Annotated in this window: 17 protein-coding genes and 1 pseudogene; 11 read left to right on the forward strand and 7 right to left on the reverse strand. The window is 34.2% G+C overall.

The genetic code is table 11. The features are described 5' to 3' along the window. Positions 1-26 precede the first annotated feature (26 nt). The 5 genes from atpH (at position 27) to OZD67_RS01275 (ending at position 4,632) form a co-directional block, all read left to right on the forward strand. Entirely contained in the window at positions 27-587 is a 561-nt protein-coding gene (atpH, locus tag OZD67_RS01255; protein WP_182182759.1) for an ATP synthase F1 subunit delta, read from the forward strand. Further along, positions 584-2,125, forward strand: coding sequence for a F0F1 ATP synthase subunit alpha (gene atpA / locus OZD67_RS01260; protein ID WP_182182757.1), 1,542 nt, complete (start codon positions 584-586; stop codon positions 2,123-2,125). The genes atpH and atpA overlap by 4 nt, the downstream gene beginning before the upstream one ends. Positions 2,126-2,134: 9 nt before the next feature. Beyond that, positions 2,135-2,629 (forward strand): transcription elongation factor GreA, encoded by a 495-nt coding sequence (gene greA / locus OZD67_RS01265; RefSeq protein ID WP_096616796.1) that lies wholly within the window; start codon positions 2,135-2,137, stop codon positions 2,627-2,629. 6 nt (positions 2,630-2,635) lie between these two features. Beyond that, positions 2,636-3,280: a 3,4-dihydroxy-2-butanone-4-phosphate synthase gene (gene ribB, locus OZD67_RS01270; RefSeq protein ID WP_182182755.1), complete on the forward strand. Its 645-nt coding sequence runs from the start codon at positions 2,636-2,638 to the stop codon at positions 3,278-3,280. Positions 3,281-3,351: 71 nt separating this feature from the next. Next, positions 3,352-4,632, forward strand: a complete 1,281-nt coding sequence (locus OZD67_RS01275; protein WP_182182754.1) for a M48 family metalloprotease — start codon at positions 3,352-3,354, stop codon at positions 4,630-4,632. A 28-nt stretch (positions 4,633-4,660) separates the two neighbouring features. Here OZD67_RS01275 and OZD67_RS01280 read toward each other — a convergent pair whose 3' ends face one another. Together OZD67_RS01280 and fabG are read right to left on the reverse strand one after the other, a co-directional pair. Then, positions 4,661-4,996 (reverse strand): TrbC/VirB2 family protein, encoded by a 336-nt coding sequence (locus tag OZD67_RS01280; RefSeq protein ID WP_182182752.1) that lies wholly within the window; start codon positions 4,994-4,996, stop codon positions 4,661-4,663. 95 nt (positions 4,997-5,091) lie between these two features. Then, the gene (fabG, locus tag OZD67_RS01285) at positions 5,092-5,826 is read right to left on the reverse strand and encodes a 3-oxoacyl-[acyl-carrier-protein] reductase (protein ID WP_182182750.1); all 735 of its coding nucleotides are present in this window, start codon (positions 5,824-5,826) and stop codon (positions 5,092-5,094) included. 266 nt (positions 5,827-6,092) lie between these two features. Here fabG and OZD67_RS01290 point away from each other — a divergent pair, with 266 nt between their 5' ends. Continuing rightward, a complete protein-coding gene (locus OZD67_RS01290; protein WP_182182748.1) occupies positions 6,093-7,613 on the forward strand; it encodes an HlyD family type I secretion periplasmic adaptor subunit in 1,521 nt (506 codons plus the stop codon). Positions 7,614-7,665: 52 nt separating this feature from the next. On the opposite strand, the gene OZD67_RS01295 is transcribed toward OZD67_RS01290, so the two are convergent. Beyond that, complete coding sequence (locus OZD67_RS01295; protein ID WP_338063307.1) at positions 7,666-7,848, reverse strand: HaeIII family restriction endonuclease; 183 nt, start codon at positions 7,846-7,848, stop codon at positions 7,666-7,668. A 17-nt stretch (positions 7,849-7,865) separates the two neighbouring features. After that, positions 7,866-8,442, reverse strand: a pseudogene (locus OZD67_RS01300) (HaeIII family restriction endonuclease). A gap of 812 nt (positions 8,443-9,254) precedes the next feature. Here OZD67_RS01300 and coxB point away from each other — a divergent pair. The 5 genes from coxB to OZD67_RS01325 all read left to right on the forward strand — a co-directional run bounded on the left by coxB (position 9,255) and on the right by OZD67_RS01325 (position 16,194). After that, positions 9,255-10,019 carry a cytochrome c oxidase subunit II gene (coxB, locus tag OZD67_RS01305; RefSeq protein ID WP_182182743.1) on the forward strand — a complete coding sequence of 255 codons (765 nt, stop codon included), beginning with the start codon at positions 9,255-9,257 and terminating at the stop codon, positions 10,017-10,019. A 15-nt stretch (positions 10,020-10,034) separates the two neighbouring features. After that, on the forward strand, positions 10,035-11,585 hold the full coding sequence (ctaD, locus tag OZD67_RS01310; RefSeq protein ID WP_182182741.1) for a cytochrome c oxidase subunit I: 1,551 nt from the start codon (positions 10,035-10,037) through the stop codon (positions 11,583-11,585). Between the two features lies 1 nt (position 11,586). After that, positions 11,587-12,474, forward strand: a complete 888-nt coding sequence (locus OZD67_RS01315) for a heme o synthase (RefSeq protein WP_182182740.1) — start codon at positions 11,587-11,589, stop codon at positions 12,472-12,474. Between the two features lie 176 nt (positions 12,475-12,650). Beyond that, positions 12,651-13,088 (forward strand): ribonuclease HI, encoded by a 438-nt coding sequence (gene rnhA / locus OZD67_RS01320; RefSeq protein WP_182159921.1) that lies wholly within the window; start codon positions 12,651-12,653, stop codon positions 13,086-13,088. Beyond that, positions 13,081-16,194, forward strand: a complete 3,114-nt coding sequence (locus tag OZD67_RS01325) for a YhdP family protein (RefSeq protein WP_182182738.1) — start codon at positions 13,081-13,083, stop codon at positions 16,192-16,194. The genes rnhA and OZD67_RS01325 overlap by 8 nt, the downstream gene beginning before the upstream one ends. A 133-nt stretch (positions 16,195-16,327) precedes the next feature. Here the strand turns inward: OZD67_RS01325 and OZD67_RS01330 are convergent, their stop codons facing one another. From OZD67_RS01330 to gap, 3 genes are all read right to left on the reverse strand, one after another. Then, entirely contained in the window at positions 16,328-17,440 is a 1,113-nt protein-coding gene (locus tag OZD67_RS01330; RefSeq protein WP_182182736.1) for a hypothetical protein, read from the reverse strand. Between the two features lie 78 nt (positions 17,441-17,518). Further along, complete coding sequence (tatC, locus tag OZD67_RS01335; RefSeq protein ID WP_182182734.1) at positions 17,519-18,277, reverse strand: twin-arginine translocase subunit TatC; 759 nt, start codon at positions 18,275-18,277, stop codon at positions 17,519-17,521. Further along, a complete protein-coding gene (gene gap / locus OZD67_RS01340; protein WP_182182732.1) occupies positions 18,274-19,260 on the reverse strand; it encodes a type I glyceraldehyde-3-phosphate dehydrogenase in 987 nt (328 codons plus the stop codon). The genes tatC and gap overlap by 4 nt, the downstream gene beginning before the upstream one ends. Positions 19,261-19,619 lie beyond the last annotated feature (359 nt).

Consider the following 19,619-nt stretch of genomic DNA (forward strand, 5'->3'; position numbering starts at 1 on the left):
ATTAATTTAGATTTACTGGATTTAATATGAAAAAGACCCAATACAATAATTTAGTTTCATTTTACGCTAGAGTGCTGTTTCATGTCTCAGGAAGCAGGTTAGGCATTATAAGGAAAGAAGTAGAATTTTTATTGGTTTTTTTTAAGGATCAACATGATATTTTTGTGTACCTATCTCATCCTATGATTTCTTTTGCACACAAAAAAGAAGTGATGCTTTCTATAAATGAGCACTTGAGTGAAAATTTAATAAAATTTATTATGGTTATATTTGCAAACAAACGCTCTAGTTTATTGATCTTTATATTAGAAAAATTCTTAAGTCTTGCAAAAGAAAATGAAAATGAATTCGAAATTACTATAAAGTCAGCAGAAGCTTTAAAGGAATCTGATATAAAAATAATTACTGAATCTTTGAGCTTTCTTGGTAAAATAATAAAAGTAAACAATGTGGTTGACCCTTCTATACTAGGTGGCTTCGTAGTTAGGTATGGTTTTAATTTGATCGATGCTTCGCTAAAAAGTTACTTAGATAGGTTAGTTGACTTAAGTAAAATGGAAATATTAAAAATAAAGAATTTTGTATGAAGAACAGTATGAATGTTTCTGAGATAGCAAGTGTAATAAGGGAAAAAGTTGAGACGTTTGATAACCCTATAAAGCGGGAAAATATAGGTGAAGTAATTTCAGTAACAGATGGTATCGCATTGGTTTATGGGCTGGAAAAAGCAAAATTCGGTGAAAAGGTATTTTTTGCAAGCGGTGTAGAAGGAATAGTTCTTGATTTAGATCATGACACGGCTGGAATAGTTGTGCTTGGTAATGACCGTGATGTGAAAGAAGGGGACGTTGTAAAATGTAGTGGTGATGTTGTGCAGGTGCCTATAGGGCATGAATTGTTAGGGAGAGTTGTAAATGCGTTGGGCCATCCTATAGACAACGGTGGGGAAATTAGAGCCAAAAACAGAATGGATATAGAATCTAAAGCGCCAGGCATTATTGATCGTAAGTCTGTGCATGAGCCACTGCAAACAGGAATTAAAATTATAGATTTGCTAATTCCAATAGGTAGAGGGCAGCGTGAATTAATTATTGGCGATAGACAAATTGGTAAAACTACTATTGCGCTTGATACTATTATCAATCAGAAGAAGATTAACGATGAGGTAAACGAAAATCAAAAAATCTACTGTGTTTATGTTGCTATTGGACAAAAAATTTCAACAGTAGCAAAAGTGGTAAATAAGCTGAAAGAAAGCGGAGCGTTAGAGTATACAACTGTAGTTGTGGCTAGTGCATCTGACTGCGCGCCTATGCAATTTTTAGCACCTTATGCTGGTTGCACTATTGGAGAATTTTTCCGTGACAATGGAATGCATTGTTTGATTGTATATGATGATTTATCTAAGCATGCTGTGGCATACAGGCAGATGTCTTTATTGCTCAGACGTCCTCCTGGTCGTGAAGCTTACCCTGGAGATATATTCTATGTACATTCTCGCTTGCTTGAAAGAGCTGCTAAAATGTCTGATAAAAAAGGGCAGGGGTCTTTAACTGCTTTGCCGATTGTCGAAACTCAAGCTGGTGATGTATCTGCATATGTGCCAACAAATGTTATTTCAATTACCGATGGGCAGATCTTTCTTGAGTCTGAATTATTTTATAAAGGATTTCGACCTGCAGTAAATATAGGTTTGTCAGTTTCACGGGTTGGTTCTGCTGCACAACTAAAGTCTGTGAAGAAAGTTGCTAGTTCTATAAAGCTAAGCTTAGCTCAGTATAGAGAATTAGAAGATTTTGCAAAATTTGGTTCTGATCTTGATGCTAGTGTTCAATTATCCTTGAATAAGGGTAAATATCTTGTCGAGTTATTAAAGCAAAAACAACATTTACCTATGTCAATAGAAGAGCAAGTAGTGCTGATGTATATTTTTTCTAACCTATATAATCAGTTAAGTAAAATACAAATAAGTTACATTAATAAATTTGAACATGATCTTATTAATTATTTTCATACTGTACACCCTGGGGTTTTAAAAAAGTTGTCAAATGACATGAGAGATGATATAAAAGGTGATATTTTTAACATTGTGAGTAATTTCGTTACTCAATTTAATTGCATTTAGGTGGTGATTATGGCTTCATCCATTATTAATAAATTTCCTATGACGAGGGAAGGTTTTGAGAATATGCAAGCCGAACTTGAAAAATTAAAGGAAGAAAAACCTTCTGTGATACAGGCTATTTCTGATGCTCGTGATCAAGGTGATTTGTCTGAAAATGCAGAGTATCATGCAGCACGGGAAAGGTTAGGTTTTATTGAAGGCCGTATAATGGAGATAGAAAGTAAGCTCTCACATGCAGAAGTAATAGAAGTAAAAAATTTGTCTGGTGATTTAGTAATGTTTGGTGCAACTGTGACATTAAGCATGTTAAGTGATAATAACGGTGAAGTGGAATATGTTTATAAGGTTGTAGGCGAATATGAAGCTGATGTTTCAAAGCAGTTAATATCTACTAGTTCACCACTCGGGAGTGCCTTAATCGGCAAAAAAGTAGGTGAGTATGTGGAAGTGACAGTGCCAAATGGAGAGAAATTGTATAAAATAGCTAAGATTGAATTTAAGTAAATTATTATGGTACAGGCCACTTATGCTTCAATGAGTCTACCCGGTATTTCTTCTGTGGAAGATGTATTAGAGGATGCTCGTTCCGGTAAATTATTCATTTTAGTTGATGATGAAAGTAGAGAAAATGAAGGTGATTTGGTTGTATTAGCTGAAAAAGTAAAACCAGAACATATGGCTTTTATGGTTAGGTACGGTACAGGGGTTGTGTGCTTAGCAATGACTAAATTTCACATGAAGAGGTTGGGCCTTAATTTCATGGAAAAGAAAAATATTGGTGAAAATCATACCGCATTTACTACATCAATTGATGCACGTTATGGCATTACAACCGGTGTTTCAGCAGAGGATAGAACGAAAACTATACATGCTGCTATCAACAAGGATGGCACTCAGGATGACATCATAACTCCAGGTCATGTTTTTCCTGTAATTGCACATAAAGGTGGGGTGGCACAACGTGCTGGTCATACTGAAGCGAGTGTTGAAATGGCGAAATTGGTAGGGTTTGATCATTCAGCAGTTATTTGTGAATTAGTAAATGATGATGGCTCTATGATGCGCTTACCTCAGTTACTTAAATTTGCTGAACAACATAAAATTAAGTTAACTACCATCGACAAACTTATTAGTTACGTTAAAAAATTAAACTAGCGTTTATAAATTTATATAATTTAAGTGTTAAAATATAGAATTCCTATAAATTATACAAGCACAGGATTTCCATGTTTAGAATTGCTAAGTTTTTGACCTTATTGTTCTTTTTTGCATATTATAATAATGCTTACTCTATTAACATTATTAGAGATAGTGAAGTGGAAGCAATAGTGAAAGAGCTAGCGCAACCTTTATTTTTCGCTGCAAACATTGATAGTGACCGAATGAAAGTTTTTATAATTAATGATAATTCGATTAATGCTTTTGTAATTAACAACAACAGTATTTTCATTCATTTAGGAATTTTACAATACTCGGCTAAACCTTATGTCCTGCTTGGTATATTAGCACATGAGATTGCTCACATATCTGCTGGTCATATATTGCAAATGAGTAGTGCTATGGGTTATTTTCAATCGATAGCAATGATTAGTTATATGGTAGGATTAGTTTCTAGTATTATCATTAACCCTCAGGTTGCTGGTGCAATTTTGCTTAGTGGTGTAGCACTCAGTTCAAGGCTATTTTTTAACTACTCTCAAGAGCAAGAAAGTGTAGCAGATAGCTATGCTTTAAGGTACCTTGATGAATCTGGCTATGATAATTCAGGTATGAAAGAGATTTTTGATTATTTTAAAAGTATTGAGCATGAGAACACCGAGGAATATTTCCGCACTCACCCACTTAGTGAGAAACGCATATTTGCTGTACGAAATTATAAGGTCAAAAACAACGTAAAACCAATTTTTGCGGATAAGTTACTAAAGTTTGAGCGTGTGGTTGCAAAGCTAGACTCTTTCTTTGCTCCTATTCATGTGTTATCTAGTAAATATGAAAATAATTCTGAGTATGTAAATGCTATAGTTTGCTATAGGCAAGGAAAGATAGAAGAGGCTATTGCTAAAGTTAATTCATTGATTCAAGGGTCACGCAATGACCCATACCTATATGAATTAAAAGCAGAAATGCTATACAAGGCCGGAAATTTAAGTGAAGCAATAAAAATGTATGAGGAATCGCTTAGGTATTTATCTGAGAAAAACAGTTATTTAGTGAAACTTGCATTATCTCATACTTTATTATTACACGGTGATGCAAAAAAGGCGATTTTTTACTTGGAGCAGATTTTGAATGTAGAACCAAATAACGCTTTTGTCTGGAAATATTTAAGCATTGCATATAAATGTGAAGCTGATACGGCAATGCATTATTTTGCCTTAACAAAAAAGGCTTGTATTGAAGGTGATTTAAAGCAATTTACAAAATATGCTGAGCTAGCTGTTAAAACTTTACCAAAAGATAGCCCTTATTTGTTGCAAGTTGAAGATATGAAGCGATTTAATGGATAACAAAAAAGCATTCCTGCACTTTTATGGGTTATTTTCCACACTTTTCCAACATAGCTTTTGCTTCATTACTTACGTTGGGCATAATTTTCATTATGATAGTTTTAGCGCCAAAAAATACACCACAGAACATGCTTAGAGCAAAGAGGGCTGGCCACGGCATCCTGCCAAATATTGCAAGCAAAGCTGCACCAATTATTACTACCGTCATAAGTGGACCGCCTATTCCCCAAACGTAACCAATAATATTGCATATTACTTTAGTTGTGTCATCCATATCAGGATCAGTGGTAGCTGCATAACCTGAGAAAGAGAAAAGTAATACCACACAAAAAACACTAAAAAATCTTTTTATTATAGAGCTCATTTTCTTGCCTTTAAATAATAAATTAACGCAAACGCAAACCTACACATATTTTTATTTTAAAGTAAAAATTATAATTTGTCCATACATAAGTGTTGCTACATAAATAACCCACCATTAATGTTAAGCACATGCCCTGTTATATATTTTGCTTCATCACTTGCTAAAAACAAGACCCCTGCTGCTATTTCTTCCCCTGTTCCCATTCTTTTCATTGGAATATTATCTAATATTTTTCCCTTTTGTCCTTCACTTAAAACTTCAGTCATTTTAGTATCTATAAACCCAGGAGCAATACAATTTACTGTTATATTACGACTTGCAACTTCTTTTGCTATAGATTTGCTCATAGCTATTATTCCAGCTTTAGACGCTGCATAATTTGCTTGCCCGGCGTTTCCTGTCAGCCCTATTATTGAGGAAATATTTATAATTCTTCCCCAATTATTCTTAATTAGTCTATTACATGCTTCTCTACTCAGCTTAAATGTAGAGCTCAAGTTAATATCAATTACTTTTTGCCATGCTTCATCTGTCATCCTCAATAATAAACTGTCTCGCGTAATGCCCGCATTGCATACAAGCCCGTCAAAGCCTTCCATCAACTCACTTGCTCTATTTACTAGTTGATTTACTTCCTCAGCGTTTGATAAGTCACAAGGGAGTATATGCATATTTTTTTCATATTGTTTAGCAACTTCTTCGAGCACTTCTTTTTTTGTGCCAGAAATACATAAAGTTGCTCCTGCTTTGTGCATAATTTTTACAATTGCTTGCCCTATTCCGCCTGATGCGCCAGTAATCAGGAACTTTCTGCTTTCCAATTTAAACATAATAACTTTATATTATCTTAATTTCTAACAGAATATTGACTAGTTGGCAATAGATTTCTTACATAATATAAGTAATTCAGATATTCACAAAATAAAGGAAAAGTTATAATAAAGTTAAACGTCAAAAAATTTTAAAAACATAGTTGATGCAGGAATTGTTACTAAATAGTTTATTCTGGTGCTCTGCAGTCTAAATGGAATGCCTAAATTATAGATTCTTTGTTTTTGTGTGTTATCTTGAGTTAACACAAATTCACAGTAGTATTATGATAAGTAAGTTGAAAAAGCTTAGCGCTGGATTTTCTTTGACAGGCCTGATTGGCCATAGTGATAATATAAATATGCAAGGAGCAAGAAATAAAAAGAAGAAGTATCCAAAATTTTTGGATAAGACGTTTGCATTGATTGATGTAGTGATAAATTTTATTTTAAAACGCGAAAGTAATAACGTAAATGAAGTTCTGAGAGTAACATGGGGACCACTATTTTTTGGTCTGGTAGTAATACTCATCTTTTTTGGGATAGGTGGTATTTGGTCGGCTATAGCTCCAATTGACGGTGCGGTGCATGCAAGTGGAGAAGTTATTGTATCTTCAAATAGGAAAATAGTTCAACACTTGGGCGGAGGAATAATAAGCAAAATTTTAGTCAAAGAGAGCCAAGCAGTTAAAAAAGATGAGCCTCTAGTTTTGTTGAGTGACGTTAACGAGAAGGCGAATTTAAGTATTATCAAAGAGAAGCTCTTATCATTTTTAGCAACAGAAGCAAGGCTTATTGCAATCAGAGGAGATTTAGACACGCTCGAGTTTCCTGATGAGGTTAAAAAATTATCTCACGATGAACTTGTAAATAAAGCGATAAAGAATCAAGTAAAGTTGTTCAACTCTCAGAGAAAGAGCATATTGGGAAAAACAGACATACTGCAACAACGTATAAAGCAGTTAAATGATGAATTAGCGGGGCTAAACTTTCAACTAAATGCAGCTCATAAGCAATACGACTTGATAACTGAGGAGTTGGAAACAAAAAGACAATTACTTGATAGTGGCCATATAAGCAAACCACACATTTTAGCTTTAGAAAAACAGTTTGCTGAAATTGAAGGCAGAGTTGGACATTACCGTTCTGCAATATCTCAAGTGCAGCAAAAAATTGGAGAGAACGAATTAGAAATTATAAACGTGAGAAATGATTCTCAAGAAAGGGCAAACGCTGAACTTAAGGAAGTTAGTACGTCTATTGCAGACTTGAAAGAGAGGCTGATGGTTGCTGAAGATTCATTAGCACGTACAATAATTAAATCGCCTCAAGATGGGATAGTCACAGATATAAGATACCATACTGAAGGTGGTGTTATACAATCTGGAGTTCCAATCATGAGCGTAGTGCCATCGGATGATGACTTAATAATAGATGCTAAAATTCAAACTAGAAACATAGAAGAGGTACTGTCAGCACAAAAGAAAGATAGCAACATAGTCTCTATTGATGGGCTAGCAGGGCTAAAGGTTAAAGTCCGGCTGAGTGCTTATAGTGCACGTCGTTTAAGTTTAATTAGTGGTATAGTAAGCCATATTTCTCCTGATGCTCTTGATGATTCAAGACTAGGGCGTTATTATTCAGTGCGTGTAGTGATACCAAAGTCAGAGCTTGCTCAATTTAAAAATGTATACCTATACCCTGGTATGCCAGCAGAAGTGTACATAGTTACTCAATCCCGTACTCTTTTATCATTCTTGTTTACGCCTATAATTGCAACAGTCGATAGGTCTTTTATAGAAAGGTAGCTCACTCGTTAAAGTAGTAGTGAAAGTGCCGTAATAAAATTTAGGTATATAGTTAGACAATATCAATAACATGTAGCCCTACACTACTTGCAATCCCTATAAATTGAATATCGAATTTTAAAGAAGGCTCTGTTTTGCTACTTGCATTATGAAGCCTAAAAGAAATAGTCCATCCACCCTCAAACATTACTTCTATTGTACTTGACGAGCCAGACTTTCTTTCTATTACTCTTATTTTCTTTCAGGTATTTTCTATTTTGAACCGTATTCTAATGTACCGCCAATATTGACGGACTGCAAAGAGACTGTTTTTCTTTTACATGCTGTTTTTAACATAATCTTATAAAAATCATGACGCCCAAGTAAATATCTGAAAAATTTTTCAACAAATACACCTCTAAAACTTTCACATAGCCGTTTAAGCTCATCCTCAAACGCTGTTAAAACTGGCAAATAAATTCTTGTTTCTTTTCCTTGAATATCTCTAAATAGCATATTCTGAGCACGCATTTCTCTTAATTGTATAAATACAGGCTTTAAAATATTTTTCGCCACATGGATGATCTGTCCATTCTTTACCAAAATCAATTTTATCTGAAAGTCGAGAATGTTTTATTGCAGCATGATTGTATTTAGCTGAAATTCCAATTTGACCTTTAGGGACTTCAATCACAATATCTCGAACATCACCCTGTATTCCAACACCGTCATCTTGAAGCAAAATAGAACGTGCATTTGTTACTCTAGCATCATAATCATTGTCGATTCCTATTTCTCCTAGAAACATAACATTTTCAATTGTCCATGATTCCCTAACTCTTTGCAACATACACCATGCCGTCTTCTGAGTTATGTGTTAAAAACTACTTGTCTAATTATGCATATAAATTCCAAAATTTTCTAGGTTCTGTGGGCAAAAATGTAATAGGAGAGAAGATGAACATATAAATTCCAAAATTTTCTAGGTTCTGTGGGCAAAAATGTAATAGGAGAGAAGATGAACATATTTATAAAACGTCCATAATTGAATATTTTTTTTGTCAAATCAGGAATTTTAGCGTATTTTGCCTTGTTTTGGCGAAAGACCTTCATGAAACTTTGCCCATTTGGCTTCTCTAAAGATTTCGTTTACAGAATCTAGTAACTTAGCTATGCAGAATGAAAAAAGTTTGTATGGTATACAAATATAGTGTGTTTTTTATAATTATTTTCTATAATGCATAAACTTTTGGCCCAAGCTGTAATGCTACCATAGGCATTAAAAGTTAATTAACAAACTGTAATGTATAATAAAATAAAGGAACTTGTAAGATTTTGATCTTGCAAATTATAAACTTGTCATAAAGTTTAATAGTGTCTGTTACTGCTTTTAGGTGTGAGGCTAGAGGGTTATTAGCAGTAACAGACACTATTAAACTTATTATAGAATTCACTTAAAGTAAATACTTAATTTAAAATATTATAATATTTTTACTTACAATAGATTTATGTAAATGCTTTTTTACTCAAATTAGTATTATACTATTATACTTGTTGAATGCTAAAAAATTATTAACCATCACTAATCTCTATTTGCATAGTAAGTTTATATATACTATTATACAGTATATCATTTAGTTTTATAGCAAACAAACAAAAGATATGGTGAAGTTATTTGCACTATTGATAATATTTTACTCAAATATATCTGTTGCCTCTGCTCCTACTTCCTGGCAATTTGGATTTCCTGCTCCTGCAACTGAAGTAATGGAGGCTGTAGTTAGGTCACATTCGTTTGTAATGGTTGTGATGGTTGCAATAATGCTTTTTGTGTGGGCGCTGCTTGCTTATGTAGTATTTCGCTTTCGCAAAAGCAAAGTGGCAAACGTAAGCCAAACTAACCACAATGTCCTTTTAGAAATTGTTTGGTTTGTTATACCAACGATTATTGTTGGTATATTAGCCTTTGAAAACGCTAAATTACTGAAGCTACAGGAAGAAATACCGAAAGCTGATATAACACTGAAAGTTATTGGCCATCAATGGTATTGGAGTTACCAATATCCAGAATATCAAGGTGTGTCATTTGATAGTTATATTAAGGGAAAAGAAGACTTTATCGAAGGAGATTTAAAGCTATTCTCTGTTGATAACAACATCGTTTTACCCATTAATACTAACGTTCGTTTACAAGTTACAGCAGGAGACGTGATACACAGCTGGGGAGTACCGGCTTTCGGTGTAAAAATTGATGCGATACCAGGTAGGCTGAATGAGGCGTGGTTTAATATCAAAAAGTCTGGTGTTTATTACGGGCAATGCTATGAATTGTGTGGTCAAGGCCATGGATTTATGCCAATTGTTGTTGAAGCAGTAAGCAAAGAAGATTTTAATAAGTGGATTGAAAATAGAAAATTAGTGAGTTAAATTTGGAGTATAGATATGAGTGACGTACCAAAGGGCATAAAGCGTTGGTTGTTTTCCACTAATCATAAAGACATAGGGACACTGTACATTATTTTTTCCATATTAGCTGGAGTTATTGGTGGATTATTATCGGTGATTATTCGCACTCAGCTAATGCACATTAATATACTTAACAATAATTATCAATTATATAACGTAATGGTTACAGGGCATGCGTTGATAATGGTGTTTTTTATGATAATGCCAGCCCTCATGGGAGGATTTGGTAACTGGTTTGTACCTCTCATGATTGGCGCACCAGATATGGCATTTCCTCGTATGAATAATTTAAGTTTTTGGTTATTAGTGTCATCTTTTATTTTGCTCATTCTCTCAGTGTTTATTGGTGAAGGTCCAGGTACAGGTTGGACTTTATATCCACCTTTATCACAGGTAATGTCCCATCCAAGTGCAGGAGTTGACGTGGCTATACTTGCACTTCATGTTGCTGGTATGTCGTCAATTGTTGGGGCGATCAACTTTATAGTTACTATATTTAACATGCGCGCAAAAGGCATGTCATTAACTAAGATGCCACTGTTTGTTTGGTCTGTCCTGCTAACAGCATTTATGTTGATTGTTGCTTTACCAGTGCTTGCCGGTGCTATAACTATGCTTCTTACTGATCGCAATGTTGGTACTTCCTTTTTTGATCCTGCCGGTGGCGGAGATCCTGTGTTATTTCAACATCTATTTTGGTTTTTTGGTCATCCAGAAGTTTACGTAATTATTTTTCCTGCATTCGGCATCACAAGTCAGGTTGTATCAACTTTTTCTCACAGACCTGTATTTGGTTACATAGGGATGGTTTATGCAATGATAGGTATAGCAGTATTTGGCTTTATGGTTTGGGCTCATCATATGTTCACTGTTGGGCTTAGTGCTGACGCTGCTGCATTTTTTAGCACTACCACAATTTTTATCGGTGTTATAACTGGTGTAAAAGTCTTTAGCTGGATTGCAACTATGTGGGGTGGAGCAATTGAGTTTAAGACCCCTATGCTATTTGCACTAGGTTTTATTTTCATGTTTGTTGGCGGTGGCATAACGGGAATAATTCTTTCTCATGGTGGAATAGATAAGCTTCTGCATGATACCTACTATGTTGTTGCTCACTTCCATTATGTCATGTCACTTGCTGCATTATTTGGAGCTTTTGCTGGCTTTTATTATTGGATTGGTAAAATGTCGGGTAAACAATATAATGAGCGCTTAGGTCAAATCCACTTTTGGCTTACTTTTATTAGTACCAATATCACTTTTTTACCTCAACATTTCTTAGGATTAGCTGGCATGCCAAGGCGTATACCTGATTATCCTGATGCGTTTATCCCTTGGAATTATATATCCTCAATTGGCTCATATATGTCCTTTGTTTCAGTTATGTTTTTTGTGTTTATAGTTATACATCTCTTTAAATGGGGCAAAAAAGCTGGAGATAATCCTTGGGAAGGTGACACCTTGGAATGGACGGTATCTTCACCACCACCTTTTCATACTTTCGAAAAGCCACCAGTGGTAAAATAGAATGTACACAAGTGTTTCGCTAAATGTTGAATCAACAATACTGGATTTTTGGCGTTTGCTGAAGCCAAGGATAATGTATCTTGTGGTATTTACTGCAGCTGCTGGTATGGTTACTGCACCAGGTAGTATGCACCCTTTTCTAGCACTAATATCTCTTATATGTGTTGCTCTTGGCTCAGGATCTGCAGGTGCTATAAATATGTGGTATGACAGAGACATAGATCTACTCATGAAAAGGACAAAAAACCGCCCTATACCCTCAGGCAGAGTTCTTGCAGAAAGTGCGCTTGAATTTGGTATAACTCTTGGAATATTGTCAGTATTTATCATGGCAATAGCAGTAAACTATATTTCTGCTGCTTTGCTTGCAGTTAGCATATTATTTTACGTTTTCGTATATACAATTTGGCTAAAAAGGCGTACTCCGCAGAATATCGTTATCGGTGGTACAGCGGGTGCTTTTCCTCCAATGATTGGCTGGGCAGTTGTGACTAATTCTGTCAGTTGGGAAAGTTTCATTTTATTTTTAGTAATTTTTATGTGGACTCCACCACACTTTTGGGCCCTATCTTTAAATAAGTCTGAAGACTATGCAAGTGCATCGATTCCAATGTTCAATATTGTTTATGGTCCGGAAAAAACAAGAAAATATATATTAATTTATAGTGTGTTGCTGGTATTAACCAGCTTGCTTCCAGCTCTATTTTTGAAAAAGGCTTTACTTTATCTAAGCATAGCAATTTTTGCAGGTTGCATCTTTATTTGGTACGCTATATCAATTCTCAGATTCAAGAACCACAACTCACAGAAACAAATGTTTTCTTATTCAATTTCTTATCTATTTTTCCTATTCGCCAGTATTATTTTTTGTTCTATTGATTTATTTTAGTTATGAAAGAACGGCAGAAGCATAAAAACTATTTTTTACTTTTCCTTTTGGTAATGCTCGTTGTCACACTTTTTTTTGTTTCTATAATAAAATTTAAAGGTGCAGCTTAAACTATCTTTAGAAATTGTGCTTTCATAGAAGCAACTATATACTTTATTAATTCATTACAGTTAAAGATGAGCAAAAAGGAAGTGATAATATACACGGATGGGGCGTGTTCTGGTAATCCTGGAGCGGGAGGATGGGCAGCTATCATATTATTTCAAGATTATAGAAAAGACATTTATGGTAGAGAAGAAAATACCACAAACAATAAAATGGAGTTAACAGCGGTGATCAATGGGCTGAAAGCGTTAAAATTTTCTTGTAATATTAATTTATATACGGATAGTCTTTATATTAAGCATGGCATAACAGAGTGGATAAATAAGTGGAAAGTGAATGGCTGGAAAACAAGTAATAAAAAATCAGTAAAAAATATGGAATTGTGGAAAGAGCTAGACAACGTTGCTTCACAACACGAAATTGATTGGAAGTGGGTTAAAGCACACAGTGGCAATAAATATAATGAGGAGGCTGATAGTTTAGCAAGAAAAGCAATAATCGATGCTTAAAAAAATTACTATATTATTTTCCGTAGTTTTATTGTTCATATTGTGCTTCTTTATTTTTTTAAAGCCTTTAGAAATCAATATTAATTATATTAATTTTTATGTTAAACATAAAATATCAAAAATATTTGTTGGCTCAAGCGTTAATATGGAGAATACCTCAGTTATTTGGCAGAAAGATGGCAAAAATCCGTATTTAGTCATTACAGATTTGGCAATAGCAAACCCTAATTTTACTATAAAAGTTCCTGAGCTTTTTGTACATTTTAAGTTAAGTTCCTTATTTAAAGCTAGTACAAATCTCTCTCAGGTTTCAGCTGATAATGTGCATGTATGTATCAAGAGAGAAGAAACTAATGCTAATCCGCAAAACTCATTAGACCTTTTGGATAATCATTATTTAAGTGATAACCACCTTCCTTCGGTGTCATTCCAGCGCGTGACGCTGGAATCTAGAAAAAAAGAAACCTGGATCCCAGTGTCAAGCACTGGGATGACAAGGACGAGTGCTGGGATAACAGGGAAGAATTTCAAGATGATAGAAAGCAGTGCAAAAAATCTATTAAAAACAATAAGGGAATTTTTTTTTGACTTAAATGCGGATTCAAAAATTGAATTTACTAACATCGCTATTGATAAAAGCACAGAAGATGAATTTTTTATTGATAAATTATATATAGGGAAGGGGGAAGATTTTAATGTTTTAGATATTCATGTGAATACAAAAGATAGAAAGGGATTTTTGGATGATTTATCAATTACAATAAAAAATCGCAACAACTTGCTAAATGTATACGGGACATTTTATAATCTAAAATTGGGACTATTGAGCGAGTTTTCTACATTAGTTAAAAGCTACAATTTGGACAAAAATATAGGATTCAAAGGAAGCTTCTCAGTAAAAATTAATAAAAAGGATGAAATTGTAGATGGAAATATATACGTATTGAATACAGAAAATTATTTGAACAAAAATTTGGCCTTAACTAATGTAAATATAAATTTAACATATAGTGATAGAATTATTAGTGTAAAAAACTTCCATTTTAAGTTAAATGACACGTATCTCTCTTTAATAGGCAAGATGAACTTTAGTACAAGTCATGCTTTGCTTAGAATTAATATTAGCAAGTTTGCTGCAAAGGATTTATGTACTTATGTATCAGATGGTGTAGTGAATAGTAAATTTAAAAGCTGGTATTGTGATAATATTAATGGGGATGTTTCAAATACCATTGTAAGTTTCAATGGCAAAATTAACAATTTGGTTAATGACGATCTGTCAGACATTGTAATTGTTGCTGATATAGAAAATGGTAGCGTAAAATTTGATGAAGATTTTGAGCAAGTAAAGGAACTAAAGGGTGATTTGATTATCAAGAATAACGATCTTAAGATTACTGTAAATAGCGCTAAGTTTCAGAATTTCACTATTAATGGTGGTGATATTGAAATGAAATCTCTCAATAAGGAAAATTCAGTTCTAACCATTAATGGCCAAGCTGTAAGTGATGCGTATGGTTTATATGAGCCTATAAGATTTAAGCTGGATGATGTGGTGAAGATTGAAAGGGATAAAGTAAGTGGAATGGCAAAATCTGTATTTAATTTTCGCATTTTTAATCTAAATGCTGATGACAAAAAAGTAGACTTCTCAGCAAATTTTCATTCTGAAATTGACAATTTGGCCGTCTATAATGCAAGTCTTGGTAAATATGACATTAAGCTTAGTTTTGGCAGTGACTTTATAGATTTAAATGGTAGTGGTATGGTGAATAACACACAGCTATTATTTGACCTGAAAAGTAGCAATAGGAATGAAAGTTTCGCCTGGAATTTGACCGGAGATTTACCTGCTCAAATACTTGATTTTGATGAAAATATAGGTGGCTATGTCAATACAAATATAGAATCGGTGATAAATCAAGATAAGACGGGACATGTTAATGGTAATATGGATTTATCAGAGCTTGAATCACATTCAAGTTATTTTGGGTGGAAAAATCGTTTTGAAGATCACAATAAAGTTTTGTTCTCTGTAAAATTAAAAGGTGCCGATGAATTGTTAATAGACAGATTAGATGTTATAGGAAATGACCTAGATATAAAATTCAGCGGAAGAGTAGGAAATGGAAATTTATATTTAAATTCTAGTAGTTTTAAATTGCCTGATAATGATTTTAGTATAGAAATTGAATCAGGTAAGGAAAAAAATGCCATAACTATTTATGGTGAGAAAATCAATTTGAGTAATATTTTAGGCTTGCTTGGCAAAAACAATAATGGATTAAACAAAGATATAGAAATTAGTATGAATGTTGACAATGTAATTATGAAAGAAGGCATCGTTATCAAAAATGCTAAGCTGAATGTAACCTGTACTAAAGGTAATTGCAATGGAAGTCAATTTACAGGACAGTTTCTAGAAGATAGCAGCAACATACTAGCGGAATACAGTGGAATAGGGCTCGAAATATATGCGGATAATGCAGGTATACTTTCGCGTTCCTTAGGCATTAGTAAATCATTCAAAAATGGTAAACTTTCTCTTTATCTATCTCCTCAAAGAGAAAATGAAGAACATTATGGCATGTTATCTATTAGTAATTTTTATATCAAAGATGCTCCACTACTCACTACTTTATTATCGATGTCTTCGCTTCCTGGTATTGTAAATGCTATAAAGGATGAAGGTGTATACTTTTATAAATGCAATGTACCTTTCTCATACAAAGATGGCTCTGTTGAAGTTGAAGAATCTTGGCTTGAAGGGGCGGAATTAGGCATTAGCACTAGCGGTAAGCTCGACATTAGAAATTATAAATTCCAAGTTGAAGGACAGGTAATACCAGCATATTCAATTAATAAATCTTTGTTAAAAATTCCTATAATTGGAAAACTTCTTACTGGCGGGAAAAGTAGGGGAATCGTTTCAATAGACTATAAAGCAAGTGGTGATGACAAAAACAGTAGTGTATCCGTTAACCCTATCTCTTCGCTAACTCCAAGCCTATTAAAGAGGTTATTGGGAGTGTTTGATCGCATTATGACAAAAACTAACATCAGTGGCTTAAAAGGTGGTGTGAAAAAGAAATTTGGTTCGACATGACCAAAAATGCAAGAATTTCAGAATGATCCACCTAATTTTTTATCTAATTATTTAAGTAATACCACTCCCTTTAACCTCTCTATATTTGCTGAACAACTAAAAAGGGTAGGGGAGTGGTTGTAAATTAGCTATATTACATTAGCCCATCAGATGAGTTGTAATGATTATAATTGTCTGATAAGTGGTCTCTAACATCGTGACCTAACTCATTGGCATCAGGCTTGACATCGTGACCTAACTCATTAGCATCAAGCTTAAACAAAGAAAGATTGTCATCAGATTTTTCCTCTTTAGACCCAAATAACCATGAAAAGAATGATGAGATAGAATCAATAACGGATTTAATTGCTGAAAAAATATTGGATAAGAAATTACTAGGTTGCTGAGTATCCTCTTCGGCTGATTCTGGTTCAGGCTCTTTTCCTGCTGTGTCATCCACATCTTGTTCAGGCTTACTTCTGCTTATGAGTGTCTTATCTAACCATTTTGATATATTCTTGTCTGGATTACGAAAAAACATTCGACTTATTTCCTTATTTTCATCAAAGTAAATCGATAAAGCTGTATTCTCATTTCCCAATCCATCACATTCACTAACGAGCGATTCATAAGAGTTCTTAATGTCTTTGATAATTTGAAACCTTTCTTCTTCTGAAAGGTCCTTGCGGTATATACTAGCAGTTGTACCTTTGTATTTAAAACTAAACATCCATCCATTGTCTTTATATTCGTCTAGTCCAGAATTCTTGACACGTTGTATAATTTGAAATTTTTCTTCTTCTGAAAGGCCCTTGCGGTATATACTAGCAGTTGTACCTTGGTATTTAAAACTAAATATCCATCCATGGTTTTTATATTCATCTACACCCATCTGCTTGCAAATAGCTTTATAATTTTTTTCTTCTACCTCAAGTCCAATTGCATTTGCCATCAGCTGATTATTTGTATCGTCTAACTCCTTTACTTTTGCTTCAGAAAGCTTCTTTTGAAATACATGACCAAATTCATGGGCTAAAACGTTGTCCGTATAAGCGTCTTTATAGAGCAATACGCTTTTTCCGTTCGTCATCCCACCAGAAATATTGAGCGAAGATTGACTCCATGAAAACCCAGGAACCAAAGTGCCATAGCTTCTATAATCATCTTCATTATTAAAAATATAGGTATGCACAGTAACTTGAATATTACTAGCAATACAAAACTTTGCTTTATATGCTTCATAAGCATTTTTAATATCGAGCTTCATTTGCTCCTGCTCTTGTTGCGATACATTGTCATAATGTATATTATGTAATTTTCTTGGAATGACAGCTATAATGGCTTTTTATTTATCAGAATTTTTTGCTTTCCTCTCAATATACCTACATATCAAAATGGACAATTCATATAGCATTAGCATTGGTATTGCAAGCCCTACTTGGCTTAACACATCAGGTGGAGTTAAGATTGCAGCGATAATAAAAATTACTACTATCGCGATTCTGCGTTTATTTGACAAATTTTGTGTAGTGAGTAACCCTACTCTCACCATCAATGTGAGTATGACTGGAATTTGAAATGCAGTGCCAAATGCAAACATAAATTGGAGAACAAGGTCTAAATATTCGCTAACTGACGGCATAAACTCTATCGGTATATCGAAGGATTTACCACTGTGTTCGAAATTGATAAAAAACTTCCAGGCTAAAGGAAATATATAGTAATAGACTACAGCGGCTCCCGTTACAAATAAAACAGGTGTTGCAATCAAATATGGTAACAACACTGCCCTTTCACTTTTATATAGCCCAGGTGCTAAAAACATATAGAATTGCCATGCAAACACAGGGAAAGAAAATAAAAGTGCACTCATTACCGCAACTTTAAGATACACAAAAAACGCTTCTGTTAAGTCTGTGTAAATTAAAGAAAAATCATCGCTATCTTTTGTGACTTCTATCAAAGGTGCAAGTAAAAAACGGTATATACTTTCTTTAAAGTAGTAGCAAAAACCAAAAGCAACGAGAAAAAACAGGAAGCAAAAGATAACTCTTTTTCTGAGTTCCGCAAAGTGCTCATAAAATGAAGCGTATTTTCCATTCATGCTCTACTCCAGCACAATAGTGCTATATCTAACATTCTCAGTGAAAAAGCCCACTCATTGTCATACCATGCTGCAACCCTGCATATATCACCTGTAACATACGTACCCGTTAAATCCACAATTGCACTATAAGGGTTATGCACAAAATCTATTGAAACTAAAGGCTCTGTGCATATAGAAAGTACGGAAGAGTCTTGATTTTTAAACATTTCATTTATTGCTTCAGCCGTTGCTTTCTTATCAGCTATAAATTTAAAATCAACCATAGAAACATTGCTAACTGGAACTCTGATAGCAGTGCCATCTAGCTTTCCCTTTAATTCAGGAATTACAGAACCGATTGTTTTTGCTACCCCGGTTGTAGTTGGTACCATAGATAATCCGCAAGCTCTTGCTCTACGCAAATCTTTATGATTACCATCAAGGACATTTTGATCATTCGTATAGGCATGTATAGTAGTCATAAAACCGCTTTTTATACCTAGATTAGAGTGTAGGACTTTCACAATCGGAGCAAGGCAATTTGTAGTGCAAGAACCTGCTGATATTACTTTATGCTCTTTTTTGAGCATATCATTATTCACACCATAAACTATAGTTACATCAGCATCTGGAACTGGAGCAGAGACAATCACTTTCTCTGCATTGTGCCTTATTGCTTCTTCACGCTTGTTAAATGCACCAGTACATTCAAGTATTACATCAACATTCCAAGGAATATTTTCAGGGCTCCGTTCTCTATATAAAGAAAACTTTTTGCCATTTATAGATAGCCAATTTTGAGACTCTTTAAAGTCAATATCACCACTGAATTTGCCATGAACAGAATCATATTTAATCAAATGTGCATGCTGCTTTGCACTGAGCGATCCATTCACAGCTACAACTTCTATTTGTTTGCTATATTCTTCTATTTCGAAAATAGCACGCAATATGCCTCTGCCTATTCTACCCAGACCATTAATTCCTACACGAATCGTCATCTCTTCATTCAAAAAAATTTGATTATAGAGGATATCGCTTGATATTTCATTCTATTCTTTTGCTTTTCTATCGATATGAACATTATAGCAAGGAGACAGGGCTAAAAACTTACTTGACAAACCCCGCCAGCCCCCTTATCATGAAACTGAAGGTATTCAGTTATCTTCATCTGTGCAGATTAAAYAGCAAGAAAACAACGTAGTTGGCGTCTTATTTTTAATTTTTTGCACTATGTGCACCTTATGTCTTCACAACATTTCTGGGTTTTTACCTATATAAGCTGAAACGCGCTTATAAGTCGTTTAATACAGTATAGTACGCCAATTTGCAGGATTAGAGAGTGACAACTAGCTAACAC

This window comes from Wolbachia endosymbiont of Drosophila nikananu (assembly GCF_028981865.1).
Classification (GTDB): Bacteria; Pseudomonadota; Alphaproteobacteria; order Rickettsiales; family Anaplasmataceae; genus Wolbachia; species Wolbachia pipientis_B.